Origin of the sequence: Streptomyces sp. NPDC048496 (genome assembly GCF_043200055.1) — a bacterium.
Taxonomy (GTDB): domain Bacteria; phylum Actinomycetota; class Actinomycetes; order Streptomycetales; family Streptomycetaceae; genus Streptomyces.
Map to the genome: position 1 here is coordinate 29,369 of NZ_JBICXB010000041.1, position 23,885 is coordinate 53,253.

17 protein-coding genes and 8 pseudogenes are annotated in these 23,885 nt (G+C 67.8%); 12 read left to right on the forward strand and 13 right to left on the reverse strand.

Annotated elements, in window-relative coordinates; translation table 11 throughout:
* Nucleotides 1-40 precede the first annotated feature (40 nt).
* Nucleotides 41-235, forward strand: coding sequence for an antitoxin (locus ACGFSA_RS27590; RefSeq protein WP_393308676.1), 195 nt, complete (start codon nt 41-43; stop codon nt 233-235).
* Between the two features lie 165 nt (nt 236-400).
* Here the strand turns inward: ACGFSA_RS27590 and ACGFSA_RS27595 are convergent.
* A pseudogene (locus ACGFSA_RS27595) lies at nt 401-1,259 on the reverse strand (DUF427 domain-containing protein).
* Nucleotides 1,260-1,541: 282 nt separating this feature from the next.
* On the opposite strand from ACGFSA_RS27595, the gene ACGFSA_RS27600 reads away from it, so the two are divergent.
* The gene (locus tag ACGFSA_RS27600) at nt 1,542-1,748 is read left to right on the forward strand and encodes a DUF5988 family protein (RefSeq protein WP_393308678.1); all 207 of its coding nucleotides are present in this window, start codon (nt 1,542-1,544) and stop codon (nt 1,746-1,748) included.
* 514 nt (nt 1,749-2,262) lie between these two features.
* Here the strand turns inward: ACGFSA_RS27600 and ACGFSA_RS27605 are convergent.
* Entirely contained in the window at nt 2,263-2,406 is a 144-nt protein-coding gene (locus ACGFSA_RS27605; RefSeq protein WP_393308680.1) for a hypothetical protein, read from the reverse strand.
* Between the two features lie 170 nt (nt 2,407-2,576).
* Here ACGFSA_RS27605 and ACGFSA_RS27610 point away from each other — a divergent pair, with 170 nt between their 5' ends.
* Together ACGFSA_RS27610 and ACGFSA_RS27615 are read left to right on the forward strand one after the other, a co-directional pair.
* Nucleotides 2,577-2,939, forward strand: a complete 363-nt coding sequence (locus ACGFSA_RS27610) for a DUF1330 domain-containing protein (protein WP_393308682.1) — start codon at nt 2,577-2,579, stop codon at nt 2,937-2,939.
* A 1,486-nt stretch (nt 2,940-4,425) separates the two neighbouring features.
* Nucleotides 4,426-4,623: pseudogene (locus ACGFSA_RS27615) on the forward strand (IS701 family transposase); the annotation flags it as partial.
* Between the two features lie 253 nt (nt 4,624-4,876).
* Here ACGFSA_RS27615 and ACGFSA_RS27620 read toward each other — a convergent pair.
* From ACGFSA_RS27620 to ACGFSA_RS27645, 6 genes and pseudogenes are all read right to left on the reverse strand, one after another.
* Nucleotides 4,877-7,267 carry an ATP-binding cassette domain-containing protein gene (locus ACGFSA_RS27620; RefSeq protein ID WP_393308716.1) on the reverse strand — a complete coding sequence of 797 codons (2,391 nt, stop codon included), beginning with the start codon at nt 7,265-7,267 and terminating at the stop codon, nt 4,877-4,879.
* Between the two features lie 527 nt (nt 7,268-7,794).
* Nucleotides 7,795-8,211 carry a VOC family protein gene (locus tag ACGFSA_RS27625; protein WP_393308684.1) on the reverse strand — a complete coding sequence of 139 codons (417 nt, stop codon included), beginning with the start codon at nt 8,209-8,211 and terminating at the stop codon, nt 7,795-7,797.
* Between the two features lie 267 nt (nt 8,212-8,478).
* A pseudogene (locus tag ACGFSA_RS27630) lies at nt 8,479-8,632 on the reverse strand (AraC family transcriptional regulator); the annotation flags it as partial.
* Nucleotides 8,630-9,088: pseudogene (locus ACGFSA_RS27635) on the reverse strand (HAD-IA family hydrolase); the annotation flags it as partial. The pseudogenes ACGFSA_RS27635 and ACGFSA_RS27630, both read right to left, overlap by 3 nt.
* 27 nt (nt 9,089-9,115) lie before the next feature.
* Nucleotides 9,116-10,426: a preprotein translocase subunit SecY gene (secY, locus tag ACGFSA_RS27640; protein ID WP_393308686.1), complete on the reverse strand. Its 1,311-nt coding sequence runs from the start codon at nt 10,424-10,426 to the stop codon at nt 9,116-9,118.
* Nucleotides 10,427-10,988: 562 nt separating this feature from the next.
* Nucleotides 10,989-11,144, reverse strand: a pseudogene (locus ACGFSA_RS27645) (alpha/beta hydrolase); the annotation flags it as partial.
* A 527-nt stretch (nt 11,145-11,671) separates the two neighbouring features.
* Here ACGFSA_RS27645 and ACGFSA_RS27650 point away from each other — a divergent pair.
* The 3 genes from ACGFSA_RS27650 to ACGFSA_RS27660 all read left to right on the forward strand — a co-directional run bounded on the left by ACGFSA_RS27650 (nt 11,672) and on the right by ACGFSA_RS27660 (nt 15,336).
* The gene (locus ACGFSA_RS27650) at nt 11,672-12,973 is read left to right on the forward strand and encodes a Dyp-type peroxidase (RefSeq protein WP_393308688.1); all 1,302 of its coding nucleotides are present in this window, start codon (nt 11,672-11,674) and stop codon (nt 12,971-12,973) included.
* A gap of 276 nt (nt 12,974-13,249) precedes the next feature.
* Nucleotides 13,250-14,119: a cytochrome D1 domain-containing protein gene (locus tag ACGFSA_RS27655; RefSeq protein WP_393308690.1), complete on the forward strand. Its 870-nt coding sequence runs from the start codon at nt 13,250-13,252 to the stop codon at nt 14,117-14,119.
* A 68-nt stretch (nt 14,120-14,187) separates the two neighbouring features.
* A complete protein-coding gene (locus ACGFSA_RS27660; RefSeq protein WP_393308692.1) occupies nt 14,188-15,336 on the forward strand; it encodes a permease in 1,149 nt (382 codons plus the stop codon).
* A 513-nt stretch (nt 15,337-15,849) separates the two neighbouring features.
* On the opposite strand, the pseudogene ACGFSA_RS27665 reads toward ACGFSA_RS27660, so the two are convergent.
* Nucleotides 15,850-15,969 (reverse strand): annotated as a pseudogene (locus ACGFSA_RS27665) (chromosome partitioning protein ParB); the annotation flags it as partial.
* A 103-nt stretch (nt 15,970-16,072) separates the two neighbouring features.
* On the opposite strand from ACGFSA_RS27665, the gene ACGFSA_RS27670 reads away from it, so the two are divergent.
* From ACGFSA_RS27670 to ACGFSA_RS27680, 3 genes are all read left to right on the forward strand, one after another.
* On the forward strand, nt 16,073-16,456 hold the full coding sequence (locus ACGFSA_RS27670; protein WP_393308694.1) for an ArsR/SmtB family transcription factor: 384 nt from the start codon (nt 16,073-16,075) through the stop codon (nt 16,454-16,456).
* Nucleotides 16,440-19,100: a magnesium-translocating P-type ATPase gene (gene mgtA, locus ACGFSA_RS27675; protein WP_393308696.1), complete on the forward strand. Its 2,661-nt coding sequence runs from the start codon at nt 16,440-16,442 to the stop codon at nt 19,098-19,100. Before ACGFSA_RS27670 ends, mgtA begins: the two co-directional genes overlap by 17 nt.
* 111 nt (nt 19,101-19,211) lie before the next feature.
* Nucleotides 19,212-19,340, forward strand: a complete 129-nt coding sequence (locus ACGFSA_RS27680) for a hypothetical protein (RefSeq protein ID WP_393308698.1) — start codon at nt 19,212-19,214, stop codon at nt 19,338-19,340.
* A 158-nt stretch (nt 19,341-19,498) separates the two neighbouring features.
* Here ACGFSA_RS27680 and ACGFSA_RS27685 read toward each other — a convergent pair whose 3' ends face one another.
* A complete protein-coding gene (locus ACGFSA_RS27685; RefSeq protein ID WP_393308700.1) occupies nt 19,499-20,848 on the reverse strand; it encodes a hypothetical protein in 1,350 nt (449 codons plus the stop codon).
* Nucleotides 20,849-20,892: 44 nt separating this feature from the next.
* Complete coding sequence (locus ACGFSA_RS27690; RefSeq protein WP_393308702.1) at nt 20,893-22,410, reverse strand: LCP family protein; 1,518 nt, start codon at nt 22,408-22,410, stop codon at nt 20,893-20,895.
* A gap of 147 nt (nt 22,411-22,557) precedes the next feature.
* Between ACGFSA_RS27690 and tatA the strand changes: the two genes are divergently transcribed.
* On the forward strand, nt 22,558-22,839 hold the full coding sequence (gene tatA, locus ACGFSA_RS27695; protein ID WP_393308704.1) for a Sec-independent protein translocase subunit TatA: 282 nt from the start codon (nt 22,558-22,560) through the stop codon (nt 22,837-22,839).
* 20 nt (nt 22,840-22,859) lie between these two features.
* Here the strand turns inward: tatA and ACGFSA_RS27700 are convergent, their stop codons facing one another.
* The gene (locus ACGFSA_RS27700; RefSeq protein ID WP_393308706.1) at nt 22,860-23,090 is read right to left on the reverse strand and encodes a hypothetical protein; all 231 of its coding nucleotides are present in this window, start codon (nt 23,088-23,090) and stop codon (nt 22,860-22,862) included.
* Between the two features lie 102 nt (nt 23,091-23,192).
* Between ACGFSA_RS27700 and ACGFSA_RS27705 the strand changes: the two are divergent.
* Nucleotides 23,193-23,513: pseudogene (locus ACGFSA_RS27705) on the forward strand (TerD family protein); the annotation flags it as partial.
* Nucleotides 23,514-23,560: 47 nt separating this feature from the next.
* On the opposite strand, the pseudogene ACGFSA_RS27710 reads toward ACGFSA_RS27705, so the two are convergent.
* Nucleotides 23,561-23,788: pseudogene (locus ACGFSA_RS27710) on the reverse strand (transposase); the annotation flags it as partial.
* Between the last annotated feature and the right edge of the window lie 97 nt (nt 23,789-23,885).

Here is a 23,885-nt window from a genome sequence, read left to right on the forward strand (position 1 = left end):
CGACCCTGGAGAGGTGGGGGTGACTCGCTGAGGAGGACCCATGTCCATGATGGACAAGATCAAGCACATGCTGAAGGGCCATGAGGACAAGGCGGGAAAGGGCATCGACAAGGCGGGCGACGCCATCGACACCAAGACGCAGGGAAAGTACACCGGCCAGGTCGACACGGCCCAGGACAAGCTCAAGGACGAGTTCGGTTCGGAGGAGGGGCAGGACCGGCCGCCGCAGCCCTGACCACGCTGCCGTGCTCCTGCGGATCGCGCGGACGCCCGACGATCACCACTGTCCCTTGCATTCCCGTGCCCGCTGCCGCCGAGGATGCGTACGAGTCGTGCGCGGGCACCGGCTCCAGGGCGACGACGCCGCAGCGGGCTCGTACGAGCCCGCTGCGGCGCGCCGTCACGCGCCCGGACGCCGAGTGAAGCCGGTGGCCGGGCGTTCCATCCGCTCGCCGTCCACGGTGATGTCGACGGCTTCGTTGTAGAACGCGATGAGGTCCTTGACCGCACCCGCGGCCGGGACGGGGTCGGGGTAGCTCCACGCCACATGCGCCGGCGCGTCGCTGTCCGTGCCGGTCAGGGACCAGTACTCGGCCGTCCCCTTGTACGGGCATCCCGTACGCAGGTCGGTCGGGGTGAACAGATCGAGGCGGACGTCCTCGCGGGGGATGTAGTAGCGGACGGGCAGGCGCGTCTCGAAGAGAAGCACCGGGCTGCGGGTGTCCGCGACGAGCGTTCCGTCGATCTCGATCTGCACGTGCCGAGAGCTGCGGAGCGCGTCCACACGCGAGTACGGGTCGCGGGGATGGACAAAGATCTCTTCGTCCTCCTCGTACCAGTGATCGGGGCCCACGCCGACGCGTCCGAACCACTCGAAGGCGATGTGTCCGGCGAGCTCGGCGCCCGGAAAGGTCCATGCGGCGTTGGGCTCCGCGACGCCGTCCACGATGAGGTCGTAGAAGACCGTGGAGCCGGAGTGCGCACCCACGTCGGGGTCCGCCGCCGGGCGGAGCAGATCGGTGCGGACGTCGTTCCGGGGGAAGGCGTAGAGCGGTACGGCATGGCCGGGTTCCCACACGAGGACCGGTCGGCGGCTGTCGACGACGACGGTCGTCCCCTTCTTCCTTCCCGCGTACTCGGCGCTCGCTCGGCTCCCAGGTGAGGGCGGCGTCCCGTACCGGGTGACGGCGCTCGACGGCGGGGGCGGGTGGAATGGTCACGAAGTCCTCCTGCGCGAGAGTGCTGATCGAGGTGCCCATCGAGGTTCCTGCGGCGGTCCACCGGTCACGGGGCGCGTGAGCCGGCTCCATGCGCCCGGCCGGTCCGGTTCACCGGCCGGGGCCGGTGGCGGGACGTCCCCTTGCACCCGCAGCCCAGCGGTTACGGGACTTGGCTGTCTCAGCGTACGCACGTCCGCATGCGGCCGCCTGCGGCGTGAGAGATGCCATCCCGGGCTGCTGCGGAGATACCGGCAGGGACGCGGAGCGAGCCTTTCGGCGCGTCACGGAGAAGCCGGACCCCTGTCCGGGGAGACTTTCGTCATGACGAATGCAACGAAGGCAGTCCTCGAGGGCGGCCCCGACGACCTTCCCGAGCGGATTGTTCCCCTCACCACACCCGTGCCGGACCTCAAGATCCCGTTCCGTGGCGGGTACGAGCACTTCAAGGCGACGACGCGTCACCAGGAGACCGCCGAGGGCCAATTGCCCATCTACGAATGGTGGGAACGCACGGAGATCCCGGGGTAGACGCCCCGGTACGGGCTTCCCGCTCGCCGGATACGTACGCACTGTCCGCCCGACCGACGCGTACGCATGTCGTGGACCGCCGTCCCGAGGGCAGGCAGCCCGTCCCGGCAGACTTCCCGGACCCGTCGCTGCCGACCCACGGGCCGACCGTCACCCTCAGCGGCTACTCGCTGACCGACCGAGGGCTGGGGCATTTTGCCGATGGCCCGGACGGGGCTGCGTCGTGAGGCGGGGCTGGTGACCGCGGCGTCGGCGGGCCGGGTGGTGAGAGGGCTGCGGTGGCCGGCGCCGGCAGGACGTGCTCGGCGTGCTGCCGCGGTCATGGCGCGGGAGGGGATGTGATCGGTCGCCGCAGGAGTCCACACGGCGCGGTGGGTGCTGATGGCGGTCGTTCAGGGCGCTGGGGGCGTGGTTTTCGGTGTGCTGGAGTCCAGCGGCATGCTGCCGACAGGGTGAGCAGGCGTCAACATGTCGCCCGAAAAGCCTAATCAGGTGCCGGATTGGCATCCCCTGCTCAGGGACGTCGGCTTGTGGCCTTGACCCGGACCAGTACCTCGCCGGGACCGGCGACGGGCTTGGCGATCTCGCTCAGCACCAGAGGGGCGCCGAACTCTTCCAGGATCGTTGCGCGCAGGCTGTGGCTGCTTTCGTCTGTCACTCAAGAGGAAGGGCATGGTGTCGTACGGATCGGCTGGTCCTTCTGGTCGTCGTCCGTGCGTTGCAATGACGGCCTTGCCGCGGAGGGGGGCACGACCGGACCGGTCGGGGCGCGATGCTGTTGGCATCCGGCGCCTCCGGTGTTGAGCATCGTCACGAGGAGAGGTACCCATGTCGACGTATCTGGTCAATCACCTGCGCATCCCCGGCGTGCCGCAGGAGGAGAACCTGGCCTATCTGGAGCAGGTCGAGGCCACCACGGCGCTCTACGGAGGCAAGTGGCTCGCGATTGGCGGCGAGGTGCAGGTCCTCGAGGGCGCATGGCCGGGCTCGGTGGTGCTGATCGAGTTCCCCGACATGGAGACGGCACAGGCGTGGTACAACTCGCCGGAGTATCAGAAGATCATTCACCTGCGCACGGATCGGACCATCAATGATCTGGTCCTGGTCGACGGCGTAAGCTCGGACTTCACGGCTGCCGGCTACGCGCAGCAGCTCCGTGCCACGATTGCGGCCGCCGAGTGCGGCAGTTGATCCGGCCGGTGCCGTACCGAGTTGAGGGACAGGTGGGTCCACCTGCGGTACCCCGGCCTCACGCCGATCTCGATCGTCTCGGCACGTGTGCGTCGACGGACCGATTCGGCTCCATGTCGGGCGGGCCCGTCGGTCCGGGGCGACGCGTCGGTCCAGGGCGGACCTCGCGTCACCGCCCGGGCGCTCTGGTCTTGACTTCCTGCATCAGCCAACCGTTGCCATCCGGGTCGACGAAGGCGGCGAACGGCGCGTAGCTGCCACGTCCTGGATCCGGGCCGCTCACACGTCCCTTCTCTCCGGCGTGGTGGAACGACCGCGTCGGCCCATCGTCGGCAACGCTGACACCGCTCGTGCCCCGCTCTCGGAAGAGACGGGAGGCGGCGGCGACCACTCGCTCCCGGTTCTCCTGCGCCTGCGCCTTCGGGCCCGTCCGGCGGGTCGCGTGACGGGGCGGTCATGGGCCGATCGTTCCGCTCGGTGTGGGCGGGGCGATCTTACGGGTGCGAGTGGGCTCGGCCGGAGTCGTGCCTTCCGAGGGACGCTGGGTTCCACCGGAGCTGGACGTTGCTCTGCCGGACGGCTCGTAAGCGAAACGTGGACCCACGTCGATTCCTGTCTGAATTGACGACATCCCTGCCTGCGGGGTGCGCTGCATTGGGAGCGCGAAATATGGCGACTTGAGTGCGACGATGGACATGTGGTGCCGGATTTCAAGGTCCCGCGTAGCTCGCCGCCTGCTGCCCGGCCTGCGGGCTTGCCGGAAGCGGCGGCTTGTTCGGCGCCGTCGCCGCCGTCTGAGGGGTTTGCTTGGAAGGTGTGCCGCTTCACCGCTGTAGCGATCCGTGACGCGCCGATGAGGTGAGCAGCGATCCCCGGTGAGGAGTGGGTGAAATGACGACCCTGCTGGAGTGCTTTCTCGCAATCTGCGGCAGGCGTGATCGCTGCAGCAGCAATTTCCGTATGAGAAATTCCAGGGCGACTCAAGCAGATGGAGAGGGCGAGATTTTCTCCGGAGCGGAGCATCGGTGGTGGACCGGTGGGGGAGGGGATTATTGGGGATTTGCTCGAGCCGCCTATGCCGGCAGCCATGAAACCTGGGGCTACTTGGCTGAGCCATATCTCTTCGCGTGGCCTGGCATCGTTTTTTCCGTTCCTCTGCCTCAAGGTTCTGGGATTCTGGACAAACATCACCTTGCCGGTTCACCAGAGCGTTCCGGAACGGTCCATCTGCCTGGTCCGCGGCGGGGACGGGAGGGCTGGCGTTAAAGGATGTCCCGTCCATCCCCGGCGGGCACACGACGACAGCTACGGCACCTCGCCGCGTGGTCGGAACGCCCGAATACATCCAGTGTCCGGACGCCCCTCCGCCTTGCGATGCACCGCATCCGACGCGGCGCGCTGATTCACCACGCCGACGCGGTGCGCGACGGCATACGCGCCTACGTGGTGGAGCACCTGCACGACCCCGCGGCGGTGCTGATGCTCGACCGAGCTGGTGTGCGTGGCCGGGCGGTGCCGGACGGTCGAGGAGACCTGCCGAGCCGGCAAGGGCCTGGCCGGACTGGACGAGCACCAGGTCCGCCGCTGGACCTCCTGGCACCGCTGGTGCACCCTCGCGATGCTCGCCCACGCCTTCCTGTTCGTTGCCGCCGCCACCGAACGCCACCGCTCTGGTACAGAAATCGGCGGACGTGGTGCATCGGTGCCCCGAGCGCCCGCCCCATCAAGCTGAACGACTGTCCCTCACGCCAGCGTCTCCAGATCTCATCCTGCTGAGCCGGCGAAAACCCGTAGTCACGCACCTGTGCCTCCACGACAACATGATCATCCGTGGGTGGTGCGTTGATCACTTGAGGGTGCCGTCGTTATCGGATACCAAGTGGGGTGAGTTCAAACAGATGAGAGAACTCGTCTCAGGGCGTCCCCGAGGGCCTCGGTCAGGTGCCGACGTAGGCCGCGAGGTGCTCGCCGGTGAGGGTGGAGCGGTCGGCGACGAGGTCGGCGGGTGTGCCCTCGAAGACGATCCGGCCGCCGTCGTGACCGGCGCCGGGGCCGAGGTCGATGATCCAGTCGGCGTGCGCCATGACCGCCTGGTGGTGCTCGACGACGATGACCGACTTGCCGGAGTCGACGAGCCGGTCGAGCAGGCCGAGCAAGTGCTCGACGTCGGCGAGGTGCAGGCCGGTGGTCGGCTCGTCGAGGACGTAGACACCGTCCTTCTCGGCCATGTGGGTGGCCAGCTTGAGCCGCTGCCGCTCGCCGCCGGACAGCGTAGTGAGCGGCTGGCCGAGGCTGAGGTAGCCGAGCCCGACGTCGGCGAGCCGGCCGAGGATGCGGTGCGCGGCCGGCGTGTGCGCCTCGCCGGCGCCGAAGAACTCCTCGGTCTCGGTCACCGACATTGCCAGCACCTCGCTGATGTCGCGGCCGCCAAGGTGGTAGTCCAGCACCGATGCCTGGTACCGCTTCCCCTCGCACTCCTCGCAGGTGGTGGCGACGCCGGCCATCATCGCCAGGTCGGTGTAGATGACGCCGACGCCGTTGCAGTTCGGGCAGGCGCCCTCGGAGTTGGCGCTGAACAGCGCCGGCTTCACGCCGTTGGCCTTCGCGAACGCCTTGCGGATCGGGTCGAGCAGTCCGGTGTACGTCGCCGGGTTGCTCCGTCGCGAGCCGCGGATCGCGCTCTGGTCGATCGACACCACACCCGCGCCGGCGGGGATCGACCCGTGCACGAGCGAGCTCTTTCCGGAGCCGGCGACGCCGGTGACGACGGCGAGCACCCCGAGCGGGATGTCGACGTCGACGTCGCGCAGGTTGTGCGCTGTCGCGCCGCGGATCTCCAGCGTGCCGGAGGGCGTCCGCACCGTGTCCTTGAGGGCGGCCCGGTCGTCGAGATGGCGGCCGGTGATGGTGCCGCCGGCCCGCAGCCCCTCGACGGTGCCCTCGAAGCAGACGCTGCCGCCCCCAGTACCGGCGCCGGGGCCGAGGTCGACAACGTGGTCGGCGATCGCGATCGTCTCCGGCTTGTGCTCCACGACGAGCACCGTGTTGCCCTTGTCCCGCAGCCGCAGCAGCAGGTTGTTCATCCGCTGGATGTCATGGGGGTGCAGACCAATGGTGGGCTCGTCGAAGACGTAGGTGACGTCGGTCAGCGAGGAGCCGAGGTGGCGGACCATCTTGACGCGCTGCGCCTCGCCCCCCGACAGCGTGCCCGACGGCCGGTCGAGCGAGAGGTAGCCGAGGCCGATCTCCACGAACGAGTCGAGACTGTGCCGCAGCGCGGCGAGCAGCGGCGCCACCGACGGCTCGTCGAGGTCGCTGACCCATTCGGCCAGGTCGCTGATCTGCATCGCGCAGGCATCGGCGATGTTGGTCCGCTTGATCTTCGACGACCGGGCCCCCTCGCTGAGCCGGGTGCCGTCGCACTCGGGACAGGTGGTGAAAGTGACCGCGCGCTCCACGAACGCCCGGATGTGCGGCTGCAGAGCCTCCTTGTCCTTGGACAGGAACGACTTCTGGATCTTGGGGATCAGCCCCTCGTAGGTGAGGTTCACACCCTCGACCTTCACCTTGGTCGGCTCCCGGTAGAGGAAGTCGTGCATCTCCTTCTTGGTGTACTTGCAGATCGGCTTGTTCGGGTCGAGGAGGCCCGACTCGGCGTAGACCCGCACGGTCCAGAAGCTGTCCGACTTCCAGCCGGGGATGGTGAACGCACCCTCGGCGATCGACTTGGAGTCGTCGTAGAGCTGGGTGAGGTCGATGTCGGAGACCGTGCCCCGGCCTTCGCACCGCGTACACATGCCGCCGGTGCGGCTGAAGGTCGCTTTCACCGCCTTCTTGGCGCCGCGCTCGACGGTGATCGCACCGCTCGCCCGGACCGAGGGGACGTTGAAGGCGTACGCGCTGGGTGGGCCGATGTGCGGTGTGCCGAGTCGGCTGAAGAGGATGCGCAGCATCGCGTTGGCGTCGGTGGCGGTGCCGACCGTGGAGCGGGGGTCGGCACCCATCCGCTGCTGGTCGACGACGATCGCGGTCGTCAGCCCTTCGAGTACGTCGACCTCGGGCCGCGCCAGCGTCGGCATGAAGCCTTGCACGAAGGCGCTGTATGTCTCGTTGATCAGCCGCTGCGACTCCGCGGCGATCGTGTCGAACACCAGAGAACTCTTGCCCGAGCCGGAGACGCCGGTGAACACCGTCAACCGGCGCTTCGGGATCTCGATGCTGACGTCCTTGAGGTTGTTCTCGCGCGCGCCGTGCACGTGGATCAGATCGTGGCTGTCCGCACCGTGCAGCGCAGTCGACCGCGTGTCCGTCCTCTTGGCCATGCTTATCGTGTCTCCATCTGTTGGGTGGGGCCGCCATAGCGGTCTCCGTCGGCGTCGCCTGGCTCGATCTGACCAGCTTCGAGGAGTACTTCTGGTTCTCCTCCGTCGGTGCGGTTGCGGCAACGGTCCGCTGTCTACCAGATCGGCGGCGTCGGCCGGGGTCGCTCTTTGCGCAAGAACCAAGGAATCCACGCCGCTTCGGCCCGTGGCGTCACTGGGCCTCGGCCACGCGGCGCCCGGCCGAGGTGTCAGACCAACCAGCGGCCGTCGCGCATCACCTCGCGTTCGGGCATCTCGTTCACCTCGCGCCCAACGGTTGTCCCGTCATCCCTGGCGGAACAGCGCGCGCCGTCGGATGCGGTGCATCGCAAGGCGGAGGGCGTCCGCATACTGGGTGTATTCGGATGTTCCGACAATGCGGAGAGGCGCCGTAGCTGTCGTCGTGGGCAAGTCAGGGATCACGGGACAGCCCTTCGCCCGGATGCGGCGCGCAGTTTGCCTGCAGGGTAGCGCCCGGCTCGCGGGACCGGAGCTCACTGCCTGCGAGGCTGGCTGAAGCGCAGCATGTTGCCGGAGGGATCGCGGAAGGCGCAGTCGCGGACGCCGTACGGCTGGTCGATCGGCTCCTGCAGCACCTCGCCACCCGCGGCGCGGATGCGCTCGAAGGTGGCGTCGCAGTCGTCGGTCCTGAAGATGACACCGCGCAGCAGACCCTTCGCCAGCAGTTCCGCCATGGCCCCCTTGTCGGCGGGCGAGGCGTTCGGGTCCGCGAGCGGCGGTTCGAGGACGATCTCCACGTCCGGCTGTGCGGGTGAGCCGACGGTCACCCAGCGCATCCCCTCGAACCCGACGTCGTTGCGTACCTCCAGGCCGAGAACGTCCCGGTAGAAGGCGAGTGCCTTGTCGTGGTCGTCGACGGCGACGAAGCACTGTGAAAGCTTGATGTCCATGCGTTTCACGCTACGGACAGGGTGCAGGTTTCGCTTCTCCATTCCTGACCGGTCGCATGGGGATCTAGTGCCCCTCCCGGCAAGCTTTGCCCCGTCGCGCCGCCCAGCACGCCCGCTCGCCGCGTTGGTCAGAAGCCCTGGTGGCTCCTTCCCCAAGCTCTCAGCTTCGTTCGAGCAGGGGAGACCCCATCCAAGGACGTCCGGCCGCCTTGCGATCGCACGCACTGGACGACGCTCCTCACGGGGCAAACATTGCCGGTCACGGCACTAGGCGACGCAGGCCGGGATGGCGGCGGCCTCGTCATGGCGGCGGGCCCGGTATGAGCTCGGGCTCTCGCCGACCAGTCGGTGAACCGGGAGTTGAACACCCCAGCGATGTGCAGACGACCGCGAAGCAGACCTCCGTCACACTCAGGTCTCCCCACACCGTCATGCCGGCACGCAACCCGGACGTCACACCGGACGGCGCGTCCTCAATGACCAGGCAGTGCTCCGGCCCGGCCCCGATTCGCTCGGCAGCCAGGAGGTAGGGGGCCGGTGACGGCTTGCCTTCCTCGACTGCGGCGGCATCCACCAGCACGTCAGGAACCGGCAGACAGGTCCGGGCGAACCGCCCGCGCACCCGGTGCTCGTAGTTCGACGTCACCAGATCCCAGCAATCCGAGGGCAGAGTGGACAGCAACTCCGACGCACTGTCAAAGGCGGCATAGACACCGGACCGCACGTCCTCGTCCTCCAGCGTGTGCAAGGCCGCCAGGCACTCCAGCGGATCCTGATCCGGAGCGACCGCCGCGAAGGTCTCCATCGGCCGCGTCCGCGGCGCCACTCGGTAGACCTCATCAGGGTCCAGTCCGTATCGCGCCGCCCAAGCCCCCAGACCTTAGTGGGAAAGGGAGTCCGGAAATCAGCGGAGGAAGCCTTCGTAATCGTGCTGCTGGAGCTGGCTGTTGATCTGTTTTACCGTTTCCAGACCCACGCCCACGATGATGAGGATGCTTGTTCCGCTGAGGCTGCTGGCACCGCCATAACTTGAAAAGGCCACTGTTGGTACCAATGAGATCACCCCCAGATAAAGAGCTCCCGGCCACGTCATCCGGTTGAGGACATAGCCCAGATACTGGGCAGTGGGTCGGCCGGCTCGGATTCCTGGGATGAAGCCACCGTATTTCGTCATGTTATCCGCGACTTCCACGGGATTGAACGTGATCGACACGTAAAAGAAGGCGAAGAAGACCGTCAACAGAAAATAGGTGATTACGTAGTAGGGGTCGTCACCCTTGACGAAGTTATGTTCGATCCACACCCTCCACCCCGAGGTCGACCTGGAGAACTGCGCAATGAGCTGTGGAATGTAAAGCAGCGACGATGCGAAAATGACCGGGACTACACCCGCCTGGTTAACCTTTAGTGGGATGTATGTGGATGCGTGACCGTAGGACTTGCGGCCGATCACCCGCTTTGTGTACTGCACCGGGATACGGCGCTGGGCCTGCTCGACGAAGACGACCAAGCCCACCATGACGAATCCGACGGCAACGACGCTGCCGAAGTTGACCCAGCCTCCGGCGATCTTGCCGTTCTGTTTGATGGCCCACAGCGTGCCGGGCAAAGTGGCTGCGGTCGAGACGAATACCAGGATCGACATGCCGTTGCCTACACCGCGGTCCGTGATCAGTTCGCCGAGCCACATCACGCAGGCTGTCCCTGCGGCGATCGTGAGCACCATGGTGGCGGTGATGAAGATCGACTTGTCTGGCACGATGTCCGAGGCGACCGGACAGCCGCTGAACAGGGCGCCGCTCCGGGCGGTTGCGACCAGGCCTGTGCCCTGCAGTACGGCGAGCGCGACCGTGAGGTAGCGGGTGTACTGGGTGATCTTCGCCTGCCCCGCCGAGCCCTCTCTTTTGAGCGCCTCCAACTTCGGGATGACGACGGTCAGCAATTGAAGAATGATGCTGGCTGTGATGTACGGCAGGATGCCGAGTGCGAACACTGCGATATGTAGCAGTGCCCCGCCGCTGAACAGGTTCAACAGACCGAGTAGACGACTGTTGCTGGCCTGTGCCGCATTGACGCAGGTCTGGACGTTCCCGTAGTTCACCCCGGGGATCGGGACGTGTGCCCCGAAGCGGAACAGGAGGATCATGCCGAGCGTGAAGAGCAACTTGTTGCGCAGTTCGGGTGTCCGGAGAACGCGGACGATCGCGGTGGGCAAGGTGCCTCCTTCGCCTCTGCGCCGGCGAGTCAGAGATGACGGTGTTGAGGGATGACCGCATCAGCAAATCTGCGACCGGGGAACGCCTCGCCGGAATGGCAGACGGCTGCGTCAGTGCGAAGCGTGCCACGATCACAAACTCGGCACCACTTGAGTCGAATTCGACTTGCGTGAGCCAGTGACAGCCTCAAAGGCATGGGGTGGCAGCAGGAGGTTGCACATCACATCGCGCAACTCGAGGGTTCCGTCAGGGCAATGATGTGGGTTCCCCGCTCCGCTCCGTGATCTGCGCGCATGCGCCGGACCGGACGATGGGCGGCTGCAACCTCACGTGCGTCGTACCAGGAGCGTCTGACGGGCTCCGGCCACTGCGCGATCACCACGGAGCTGATCCCGGCCGACGCGCTCCTTCGTGATGCGCGACGGCACAGTCCGTTGCCCTCAACGATCGACTGATCCGTCTGTGCCCGGAACTCCTGCGAATGGCTCGTAGGCTTTGGTGCGAACGGCTGACACGCCGCGGTTCAGCAGTGAGGCGAGGCGGTCACTCCAGGTGGCGCGATCAAAAACCATCGACTTCGACGACCGTTTCGGCGAAGTCTTTCGGGGCTTCCTGCGGCACGTTGTGGCCGATGCCCTTCAGGGTCCGGTGGGCGTATGGGCCGGTGAAGTGGCTGCGATAACTGGCGCCACCCCCGGGAGGAGTGAAGGGATCCAGCAGCCACGTACCGGACGGCTTCGACCCCCAGGGGTGCGTCCGGTCGGGCGACCACGCAGGGCGGCATCGTGCGGGCCGCGCCGGCGCCGCGCGTAGTCGGGCCGGGAATCGCGCCCACCGAGCCGGAGCAACGTCGAGTGGCGGCGCCGTCACATGCGCGACTGGGCTGCTTCCGGAAGTCATTGGTCTGCCCGTCGGCCGTCCGGGGGAGGCCCCCGGGGCGACCGACGGTCTGCGATCCGGTCGCCGAGAAGCCGCCGTGCCGCTGGCCTCACAGTGACAGCACACGGGCACGGTCGACGCCGCCGCACGCGATCCAAACCCCTTACGCGCACCATACTTCCCAGTGGCGCGAGCAGGGATGTCGCATATATTCCGTTTTATGGATGGTCGTACGGCTGGCGGTTCTTCAGGCGCTGGTTGGGAACTGCCGTCTACGGTCGTGCCCTGCTGGGCGGGCCGGCTCGCGGAATCCGATCGCGGCAGAGCCGTACGGCTTGCCACCTGGCTCCTGTCTGAGGGGAACGATGACTGACGACATGTTCGCGACCCTGGATGAAGGGCGGAGCGGCGAAGGGTGTCCGGCGAGTGCGTTTGCCCGGCGGTCATTTCTTCACGGTGCCGCCGCGGGCCTGGCCGGAGCGGCGGGCGGGGTCGCCTTGGGCAGCGGTGCCGCGCGCGCCGACACGGTGGCTGTTCCCAAGACGGGACCGACATCTCGGGTGATTCCCTTCCACGGCTATCACCAGGCGGGCATCGCCACTCTGCCCCAGCAGGTCGCGATTCTCGTCTCGTTCGACGTGACCGCCTCCAACCGGGCAAAACTCACCGACCTGTTCCGCACGCTGACCTCGCGAGCCCGTTTCCTCACGGCGGGCGGCAAACCATCGAAGGTGGCCCCGACCGCACCGCCGACGGACAACGGCATCCTGGGACCCACGGTCGTGGCGGATGGTCTCACCCTGACAGTCGGAGTGGGCGCATCCCTCTTCGACGACCGCTACGGACTCAGCGCGCGCAAGCCGGTCCAGCTCGTCAAGATGACACCCTTCCGCCATGACGACCTGGACCCCACGCTGAGTCAGGGGGACCTGCTGATCCAGATCTGCGCCGATCATCGCGACACGACGGTGCACGCACTCCTCGACATCCTGACCCACACCAAGTCCGCGATGAAGCTGCGCTGGCGTATCGACGGCCAGCGCAATCCGGAGCGTCCGGTCGGTGTCCCGCGCGACTGGTTCGGCTTCAAGAACGGCACCTCCAACCCGTCCGTCTCCGACGACGCCCAGATGAATCAGGTGGTCTGGATCCAGCCGAAGAGCGCCGAACCGGCCTGGGCCGCGGGTGGCACGTACCACGTGGTGCGTATCGTGCATTTCGCTATCGAGGCGTGGCAGAAGGTGCCCGTTGCCCAACAAGAGCGGATCTTCGGCCGCCGTAAGGCGAGCGGCGCCCCCATGTACGCAGTGGGCGAGAACGCCCCGGATCCTTTCGACCCCATCTACACCAACGACCCGCTGGGCCTGATCACCCCGCTGAACTCTCACATCCGCCTGGCCAATCCCCAGACTCCGCAGACCGCGGCCACCAGCACCATTCTGCGTCGCAGTTACGACTACGACCGGAGCCCCAACCTGCCGGAACTCGACATGGGGCATGCGTTCGTCTGCTTCCAGCAAGAACTCAATACCTACATCGCCATGCAGACCCGGCTGGAAGGCGAAGCACTGGTGCCGTACATCAGCCCACGTGGCGGGGGCTACTTCTTCGCACTTCCGGGCGTCCAGGACGAGAAGGACTACTACGCCCGCCGGCTCCTGACCTGATCCGACCTCGCTGCCGGGCAGCCGTCGGCGGGATGTCGCCCGGGCCCGGACCGAACCATCGCAATGCGCACAGGAGGCGAGATGTTCTCTGCCCTGCGGACCCGAGCCGGCAGCGGCCGCCGACGACCCGGCAGGATGCTCCGGCCGGCACTCGCCGCGGGCATGGGGATCCTGTTGATCTCCTGTACGCCCAGCCCCTCGATCCAAAAGGAATCGGCTCCTGCGCCGGCTGCGCCGACGACGCCGACTGCGCCCGTTGCCGGCGCCAGTGGCCGCGTGTATGTCACGAACCAGCAGGACAACACACTCTCGGTGGTCGACGCCCGTACCTACAAGGTCGTCGCAACCGTGCCGGCCGGTGCGGCGCCGGAAGGCGTCGCGGTCACCAAGGACGGCAGGCACGTGTACATCGCCAACAGCGGCTCTGCCAGGGTCTCGGTCCTCGACACCCGGAACAACAAGATCGTCAAAACCGTGCCGGTCGGGAAGAGCCCCACCGGTGTCGGTCTCAGCCCCGATGACAAATCCCTGTATGTCACCAACGGCAAGTCCAGCACCGTCTCGGTGATCGACACCCGAACCAGCCGGGTGGCCGCGACCATCCGGGTCGGAAAATCACCGGTGAACGTGGCGTTCAGTCGTGACGGTGGCAGTGCCTATGTGGCGAACGCCGGGTCGGGCAACCTGTCGGTCATCGACACCCGCACGCGCCGGGTCGCGCGGCAACTTCCCGCGGGGCGCTACCCGGTGGGCGTCGCCCTCACACCGGACGGCGAGTCGGCCTACGTCGCCGACGAGGTGGGACAGCAAGTCCTTGCCGTCTCAACCCGTACCGGCAAGGCGACTGCCGTGTCCGTCGGCGAGGGCCCCTTTGACGTGGCCATCGGGCCCGACGGCCGCTTCGCCTACTCCGCCGATCTCGGCCCGGGCAACGTATCCGTGATCGACACCGGCAGCCATCGCGTCGCGGCGACCATTGCCGTGGGCCCTCCAGGCACCGACCCGTTCAACCTGGAAGTCACCAGCCGCGCTGTCTACGTCACGAACCAGGGAGCGGGCACCCTCACGGTCATCGACCCGACATCCCACAAGGTCGTCGCCACTGTCACCCTCGGTGCCAGCCCCTACGGCGTGGCAGTGAGCTGAACCCGCGGGGTCACTCTTGGTGTGCGGCTCCAGGGTGAGCCGCACGTCACGGAGAAGGACTGAGGGATATGCAGGCAATGTGGCACGCACTGTCGATCACCGGGTCCATGACCTGGGAGATCACTTGGGCCCTGATCCTCGGCTTCGCCCTGTCCGCCGTTGTCCAGGCCGTGGTCCGCAAGTCCACCGTCGCGCGGATGCTGGGCGACGACCGCCCGCGGACCCTGGCCGTCGCCGCCGGCCTGGGGGCTGCCTCCTCCTCCTGCTCCTACGCCGCCGTGGCCCTGGCCCGCTCTCTGTTCCGCAGGGGCGCCAACTTCACCGCCGCGATGGCCTTCGAGATCGCCTCGACCAACCTGGTGGTCGAACTCGGGGTGATCCTGGCGCTGCTCATGGGCTGGCAGTTCACCGCCGCGGAATTCGTCGGCGGCCCCATCATGATCATTCTCCTTGCGGTGCTGTTCCGGCTGTTCCTGCGCGACAAACTGCTGCGCGACGCACGCGAACAGGCCGACCGCGGTCTGGCGGGATCCATGGAGGGGCACGCGGCAATGGACATGTCCGTCCAGCGCGAAGGCTCCTTCGGACGGCGGCTGCTGTCTCGCGAGGGCTTCACCTCGGTCGCGCACGTCTTCGTCATGGAGTGGGCGGCGATCCTGCGCGACCTGATCATCGGGCTGCTCATCGCCGGCGCCGTGGCCGCCTGGGTGCCCGACTCCTTCTGGCGCACCTTCTTCTTCGACGGCCATCCCTTGGCGTCCAAGCTTTGGGGGCCGCTGATCGGCCCGCTGGTGGCCATCGCCTCGTTCGTCTGCTCCATCGGTAACGTGCCACTGGCCGTCGTGCTGTGGAAGGGCGGCATCAGCTTCGGCGGCGTCGTGGCGTTCGTCTTCGCGGACCTGTTGATCCTGCCGATCCTCAACATCTACCGGAAGTACTATGGCGCGAAGATGACCCTCTTCCTCCTCGGCACCTTCTACGCGGCCATGGCCACCGCCGGATACATCGTCGAGTTGGCCTTCAGCGGCCTCGACCTCATCCCCGACCGCGCCGACGCTACGATCCCCATGAACGGCGTCACCTGGAACTACACCACCTGGCTCAACATCGCCTTCCTCCTACTGGCCGCCGCCCTCCTGCTGAGGTTCTTCCGCACCGGTGGCCTGCGCATGCTCCGCATGATGGGGACTGGTTGCGGTGCGCGATCGACTCGGTGAACATGCGGGCGATGAAAAGGGGGACCTGACAGGAGGTGACCGCGCGTAGTGGAACCCGAAGCTGACCCGTCGCAGCTGTGACGCTCATTTGACGCTCCGGGTACCTCACACCCCGCCCGTGGGGCCGAGAAACTGGGTCTGACGTGCAGGTTCTCCGACCTCCGTCGAACGTGACGCGATTTCGATGACGCACCACGTGAAGCGCCCCGTCAAGTTCCGCTGCCTCCGGGCCTGCACCGCTACCGGCCACTGACACGCGGACTGGCCCCGCCCGCGGCCAGAACGACGGGTGATATTGCCTCATTCGTGCCGCAGTTCTCGTGCCATGCGTCATGATGGTCCGTGCATTTCGGCTTTCCACGCACTCGACCGCACCGCGGGTGGCACCGCCCTCCGCGCGGTGGGCCATGCCGTGGCGGGAGTCGCCCTGGCGGCCGGACTGCACCACGCGACGACTGGCTCCACCGTCCCCTGGCCCGCTCTGTTCGTCGCGGGAGCGGTGCTGGCCGTATGCTCCAGGAACGACGTGAGCGTGTGGTGCCCGTCGGTGAGATACAGCTTCCCGCCCGGTCGGAGCACTGCCGTCTTCATGGGGGCGATCGTGTCCTGGGTCTCCTGGCCGAGCGGCACCGTAAAGACGTCACCGGTGGTGGCGGGCGCGCCCCGGTGGGCGGCACCGCGGCGCGAAGCGGGGCGGACGCGCGGCCCTAGACTGGGACCCTTCGGGTGCGGAGACATGATCCAAGCGGGACGGGAGAGCGACGTGGCGGCAGGCGCAGGCGACTTCGAGGACCCGTCCGCCAGGGTGTTGGCTGAGGCTGCCGCGGCGTTCGGGCTCCTGGCGTCGCCCGCGCGGTTGCACATCCTGTGGGCGCTGGCGCAGGGCGAGAGCGATGTGACCGGGCTCGCGGAGCGGGTCGGCGGAGCACTGCCCGCGGTGAGCCAGCATCTGACGAAGCTGAAGCTGGCCGGCCTCGTACGCTCCCGGCGGGAGGGCCGACGGCAGGTTTACTACGTCGACGCCCCCGAGGTGGTCATGGTGGTGCGGCTGATGGTCAAGCAATTGGCCGACCGCGCTGCGCACACTCCGGACCCTCGCCTCCGTGACCTCGGTGCCTGAGACCGCATCGGCCCCCAGTACTGATCGCACAGTCCCCAGCGGGCAGTGGGTACAGAAGCTGGAAGGCACGGGCCTCGAAGCAGGCGACGCAGCGCCGTCCATGACCGCGTTCACCTCCCTTCAGGTGCTGCGGCACCTGGACAGCGGGCCCCGCGGGCTCGTTGAGGCGCAGGCCGAGGAGCGTCTGACCCGGTTCGGCGAGAACACGGTGCCGGTGTGGCGCGCAGTGTCCTGGCCGCGCCGCTTCGTGCGGAGTCTGCGGGATCCGTTCACCGCAGTGCTGCTGTGTCTCGGACTGGTATCGGCCGCCGTAGCCGCCTGGGGTACCGCAAGCGTGATCCTTTCGTTGGTGCTGGTCAGCTGTGTGCTGCGCTCGTCCGGGGAGCACCGGGCCGATCGGTCCACGGCCGCGCTGCGGGAGCTGGTCGCCACCACGGCCACCGTGCTGCGGCGCGCAGCTGAGGACGGGACAGCGCAGTCCCGGGAAATCCCCGTCGACGAGCTGGTGCCGGGCGATGTGATCCGCCTCGGCCCCGGTGACCTGGTCCCTGCCGACGTGCGGCTGCTGCGTGCGAGCGGTCTGACGGTGCACCAGGCACCGCTGACGGGCGAGTCGGCGCCGGTCGCCAAGTTCCCCGTCGATGCGCCAGGGCGGCTGGAGGGCGGGTTGTTCGAGCAGCCGCAGCTGTGCTTCCAGGGCAGCAGCGTGGCGTCCGGCAGCGGCACCGCGATCGTCGTCGCGACCGGGGCGCATACGCGGTTCGCCGCCGCCCAGACCGGGCCGGGACGGCGCGAAGTAAGTGCTTTCGACCGGTCGGTGCAGGGGATCTCCTGGGTCCTCATCCGGTTCATGCTGCTGACACCGCCGCTGGTGCTCATGGCCAATGCCGCGCTGCGTGGCCGAGGTCTTGAGACGCTGCCGTTCGCGGTGGCGGTGGCCGTCGGGCTCACCCCGGAGATGCTGCCGGTCATCGTCACCACCGCCCTGGCTCGTGGGGCGTCCCTCCTCGCCCGCGATCACGGGGTGATCGTCAAGCGGTTGCCCGCGCTGCACGACCTCGGCGCGGTCGATGTGCTGTGCCTGGACAAGACGGGCACTCTCACCCAGGACCGACCGGTGCTCGACCGCGCGCTGGACGCGCACGGCGGCCCGGACCCCGAAGTGCTGCACTGGGCGGCCGTCAATGCCTGGTGGACGCTCCAGCTCGCCGACCTGCCCGTCCCGGACGCCCTGGACGAGGCAATCCTGGACGCAACCGAGGAAGACGTTCTGTTGCGGTACGAAGGTGTGGCCGCGCTGCCCTTCGATCCGGTACGCCGCCTCGCCACCGCCGTTGTACGCCGCCCCGGCCGGCTCGGTACGCACACCCTCGTTGTCAAGGGCGCCGTGGAAGACGTACTCCAGCGATGCGCACTGGACGACCGCGAACGGGCACGGCTCCTCGCGGTCGCCGCCCGGGAAGCGCACAGCGGCCTGCGGCTCCTCGCGATCGCCACCGCGGAACGGCGCGCCCGGCACCGCGACTACACCCCGGCCGACGAACGCGGCCTGACTTTCCTCGGCTTCGTTGTCCTGCGCGACGCTCTTGCCTCAACAGCGGCCGACGCCCTCGACTTCCTCGCGGACCGAGGCGTCACCATCAAGATCCTCACTGGCGACCACCCGGGCACCGCGGCCCGCGCCTGCCGCGACCTCGGACTCGACCCGGGCGACGTACTCACCGCCGACCGCATCGAGGACCTCACCGACACCGAACTCGCCGACACTGCCCGCCGCGCCACCGTGTTCGCGCGCTGCACTCCCGAGCACAAGGCCCGCATCGTCGCCGCGCTGCGCGCCGACGGGCACACCACCGGATTCCTCGGCGACGGCGTCAACGACCTGCCCGCACTGCATGCCGCCGACGTCGGTATCTGCCCGCGCGACGCCGTCGCCGTCGCCCGCGAGAGCGCCGACGTGGTTCTCGCAGAGAAGGACCTCACGGCCATCGCCCACGCGATCACCACCGGCCGGAACAGCAGTGGCAACATCGCCACTTACCTGCGCATCACGCTCTCCTCCAACCTCGGCAACGTGATCGCCATGCTCGCGGCCGGCTTGCTGCTGCCGTTCCTGCCGATGCTCCCGGCACAGGTCCTGGTGCAGAACCTGTGCTTCGACACCGCCCAGCTCGCCTTCGCCTACGACCGGCTCCAACCGGCCGTGCTGCGCACGCCCACGGTGCTGCGGCCCCGCGACTTTCTGCGCTTCATCACCGGCTTCGGCCTGCTGGGCGCCGTCGCCGACCTGGCCACCTTCGCCGTCCTCGCGCTCGCCGTGCACACCTCCGCCGATTCCGGCAGCCAAGCGGCGTTCCACTCCGGGTGGTTCACCGAGAACCTGCTCACCCAGGCACTGGTGATGCTGCTGCTGCGCACCGGCCGCCGCTCCGCCGAGGGCCGTGCCCCGAGCCCGATCTGCTGGTCCGCCGCCGCATTGGCCGTCATCGGAGTCCTGCTGCCCCTTTCCCCGCTCGGGCCGTTGCTTGGCATGGCCGCGTTGCCGCCCTCGTACTACCTGATGCTTGCAGTCGTCCTCGCGCTGTATGCGGCGGCACTGGCAGCCATCATGTCCCGGTACAACAGGCACTGTGCAGAGCGGTGAAGCAGCCGAGGACACTGCTCCGTGGACTCGCGGGGAGGTGGTGATCAGACAGTATTGAGTGGACTTGCCACTGTGGGTTCAGCGGTATGCCCGGCGGTCTCGTTGCGTCCGATGCCGCAACGCGGATACACGGGCAATCGCTCCGATGCGCTGGACGACGAGGACGATCCGGAAGATGAGTTCGCTCTGGGCCTGGAACGCATCCCCGACGGGGTTGCCGACAACCGTTCGCGCCCGTGAGGCAACCGGGCTCCACCGCAGCGGCCTACCATGATCTCGCCCGCAGACCCCGGCTCGCAGCGTGGTAAGCCGAGGTACTCGCGCGGCTTCTGCCACTCGGCGAGAGGACGGGCTCCAGGTGTAGCCATGGGCCAGGGGGGTGTGAAGTTCTGCGCCGGTCACCAGTCTCCGCCGCCGAAGTCACCGCCGGGGTCTCCGGCGTCGAAGCCTGACCCGAAGTCGGCCGGGTTGAAATCGGCGCCGGAGAATTCCCCGCCGTCCGGCAGGCTCGCGGCAGACGGGAAGTCCCCGGTGTCGGCGAAGGCTGCGGGCGCGCTGATCAGGCTGCCTAGCACGGTGCCCATGAGGAGGCCGCCGAGCATGCCGCCGCCCGCGCCGCCGAAGTAGCCGCCTGCCCAGGGGGTGTAGGCGGGGCCTGCGTTCCAATAGGGCTGCGTGCCGTGGTCGGTGTTGACCATTCGGGACTGCGGTTCTTCGCCGTCGGCCATGCGTGCGGCATCCGCGGCACATGCGGGAACGGGCCGCACGGTGCCGCCGTGCGGGGCCCACTGCATATCGGTGGCCGACGGGCCGTGCCGGGGATCGAAGAAACAGGGAAGCCGGTGTTCGGGCAGCGGGGCACCGGTGCGCCGGGCGGCGAGGGTGGCCAGGGCGAACCGCCCCTGTTCCAGGGTCTCGGTCACCGGCTGGACGTCGTGGGGCCGGGTGGCCCCGGCCATCTGCACCTTGGCCCTGTCGTATGCGTCCAGGGCGTGGGTGTAATCCTGACGCATGTCATCGGTGGCGCCGGGCTCGTCAGGAGAGAAATCGAGACGGTCCAGCTCCTCGCCGAAGGCGGTGATGTCCTCGTCCACCACCACACGCAGGGCCTCCAGTTCGGCGCGCCCGCGCTCCTCCCTCTTCCTCTTCGACCGGCGGTAGAGGGCGTATGCGCCCGCCCCGCCGGCTACGGCCACGCCACCGGCAACCAGCGGCCTGGTGGACCGCGAGCCGTCCTCGTCGCCGTCCGCCCAGGAGGTCGGCGCGTTGCCCTTGGCCTGCTGGAGCGCCTGGTCGACGAAGCTGTTCAGCTGGGCTTTGGTGTCCGCGGCCGCGGAGCGCTTCACCGCGCCCTTGAGGTTGTCGACGGCGTTTCGGGACATCACCTGCTGATCAGCACCCGCGTTGAAGCCGTCACCGAGGCGGATCGCATACACACCGGTGATGCCGGTCAGCGCCCGCACGTCGTTCAGCAGGGTCTCCTCGGGGAATGAGTCGGCCTTGGGCAGCACGGCGACGAAGACCGGCTTGTCAGCATTCTCGATCTTCTTCGCGAGGGCGTCGGCATCGGCTTTCGAAAGCTGTTTCTCGGCCCGTGGGTCGACGTAGACAGGACTCTTCTTCAGCGCCTCGGCCACTTCGCCGGTGCCGCTCGCGGCGTGCGCCGATCCAGGGGCGAGGGTCAGGAGGATCGCGGCCAGGGCTGTGGCCGGGCGGAGCCTGGATGTGGTTCCTGCAGTGGTGGGCATGGAGATTCTCCTGAAGGGGGCGGAGGGATGCATGCGATGTTCACTCAGCCGTACGAGAGTTTGGCGCAGAGGTCGTCATCCGCGGAGCGGGCGCCGTCGGCGACTTCGGAAGGCACCGCGGTCGGCTCGCTGGAGGCGGGGGCTGAGGGGGTGTCCGCGTATGACCGCCCGAGTATCACGTTGATGCCCGCGGTGGTGGTGGAGCGGAGATCCGCAGCGGCGAAGAGCCGGGCGACGGTCTTGGCCTCGTCCTTCTGGCCAGGGCCGTACTCGATCACGGTGGTGCCGTAGTCCTGGGTGCTCGCTGTGGCCGTGCCGGTGACGGTGAAGTCCGCGGTCTTCAGGGTTGCCGCCGCGCGGGAGGCAAGGCCGGTAACGGTGGTGCCGTTGTAGACGGCGACGGAGATGCCCCCACCGGAGACCGGTTCGCCGGCGCTCGGCGAGGGAGAGGAATCTGCCGTCTTCTTGCTGTTCTTGCCGCTGGCGTCCTGGCCGTCGAGGGTGCGGTCGGCCTTGAGGGCTGCCCACAGGGCGCCGGCGTCCGGCTCGACGATCGCGACGCGTGCACCCTCGTACCGCCAGGGGACGGTGATGAACTTGGTGTTGTGCAGGTCGATGTTCTTCAGCGACATCGCGAAGGAGATCAGTTTGTCGGCGGACCCGAGGCCGGGATCGACGGTCATGGACCTCGTGGCGGCGTCCGCGAGCGGCAGCAGCTTTGTGGGGGTGAACCCATCGCTCTTGACCTTTTTGAGCAGGCTGGCGACGAAGGCTTGTTGGCGTTTGATGCGGCCTATGTCGGAGCCGTCGCCGATGCCGTGCCGGAGACGTACGTAGTCCAGGGCTTTCTGGCCGGAGACGGTCTGCTCGCCCTTGGCGAAGATGCGTTTGCCGCGGGTGCTGCGGCCCGGGTTGAGGTCCTTTTGGTAGACGTCCTGCGGCACGCACACCTTGACACCGTCGACGACCTTCGTCAGCTCCGAGAAGCCTTTGAAGTCGACGACGACCGTGTGGTCGACGCGCAGCCCGGTGAGCTTCTCGACGGTGTTCTGAGTGCAGGCGGGGTTGCCTTTGGCGGTCCGGCCCACGGAATAGGCCGAGTTGAACATGACGTTGGTCTGCGGCTGGGTCCAACTTCCGTCGGGCAGTTTGCAGCGCGGGATGTCGACGAGGGTGTCGCGAGGGATGGATACGCCGACGGCGTGCTTGCCGTCGGCGTACACGTGCAGCAGGAACGCGGTGTCGGAGCGGCCGATGTCGCCCTTGTCCCCACCACCCAGTTCGCTGTTCCCGCCGGTCCGCGCATCCGAACCGATGACCAGGACGTTCTGCCCCTTCGAGGCGGCAGCGGGCCGACTGTCGGAGATCCCGTCCGCGCCGAACGTGTCGATGCTGCCACTGAGCTTGAGATAGGCCCAGCCGGCACCGGCGGTCACGAGCACGAGCAGCGACAGGGATATCGCGAGCACGAGCCGCACCCGGCTGCGCTTGCGCCGTCGGCCGCGGGCGGCGGGCCGAGCGCCGCCGCGGCGCGGCGGCGCCATCTGGTGGCTGCCTGTCATGTGTGGGCCCTCATTCGTCCGGCTCGTGTAGAGGGGACGATTGCCCCCACCCTAGGGTTGTACAGTTGCGCAATCTAGCAATCTTCACGGCGGTTGCGACCTCTGCGGCCGCACGCCGGAACGGGCGAGAGAAAGGACGGGGTGGCAATGCTCCGCAACGGACTGGAACCCTGGCACCTGCTGATCGTGGCGATCGTGGTCATCGTGTTGTTCGGGTCGAAGAAGCTGCCGGACACCGCCCGCGCGCTGGGGAAGTCGCTACGGATCCTCAAGAGCGAGACCAGGGCGATGAAGGACGACGGCGCGCCACCGGCCGCCACACCCGAGCCCGCACCGGCCGAACCGGCGTCGTCCCGGACGATCCATGCCGCCCCCGGCGACGCGGCCTCGGCCCGCCCGGTCCCGGAGAGCGGCACCACGACCCGCTGAACTTCCGCCCGGCGGGCGCATCAGGGGCTGGCCCTGTCGAAGCCGTATCGCAGAGGCTCACTGTGTATGCCGGGGTCGCGGCGGTAGACGTACAACGCGCCCACCTGAACGCCGCCCGACGGGGTGTCCAATGGGCAGGGGTAGGTAACTTGCAGCACTCCCGGCCGGTCGGCGACCCGCATCCGCAGCCCGTCCGCGGGGCCCCCGTCGAGCACCGCGGCCTCCCAACCTGTCGCGTCATCTGTGTTCATGGCGACACTTTAATGGTTGCGCAATCTATAAATTATCGTGAAGTCCGTCACGCCGGAGCAGCCCACGGCAGACCCGGCGGCGTCTCAGGAGAAGCAGCACACATGGGCGTCAGCCTTGCCAAGGGCCAGAACGTCGTCCTCAACCAGGACGGCACCCCGCTCGCGGACGTCACTATTGGCCTGGGCTGGGATGCTCAGCCAGTCGGTGGTACGGACTTCGACCTCGACGCGTCCGCGATTGTCTGTGGCCCCGACATGAAGGTCATCTCCGACGAGCACTTCGTCTTCTACAACAACCTCACCAGCCCCGACGGCGCGGTGCGGCACACCGGAGACAACCTCACGGGTGACGGAGACGGCGATGACGAACAGATCCTTATCGACCTCGACCGCCTCGACGAGAAGACAGGCCAGGTCGTCTTTGCCGTCTCCATCCACGGCGCCGAGCAGCGCGGCCAGAACTTCGGCCAGGTCAGCGACGCGAAGGGCACCCCGGCGTCGATGGCGCGTTGCACCATCTGGCGGAAGTGCTCGTTCTTGGTGGCGAAGGGCGTCTCGTCGGCGATGCCGGCGGCCCGGCAGCGGTCCCGGTCGTCGGTCCAGGAGGCCGGGAGGTAGAGCTCGCGGTCGATCAACGCCCGTCCCCGGGCCGAGGCGTAGGCCAGGAAGGTGCCGATCTGGCAGTTCTCTGTGCGTCCTGGGGCTTGTATTTCAATTAGTGCTTGTTCAGGGGGTGTTGGTGGGAGGGTGGGCTATGACTGTGCGTCCGCCCGTTGCCGTGTTACGCGCAAAGTT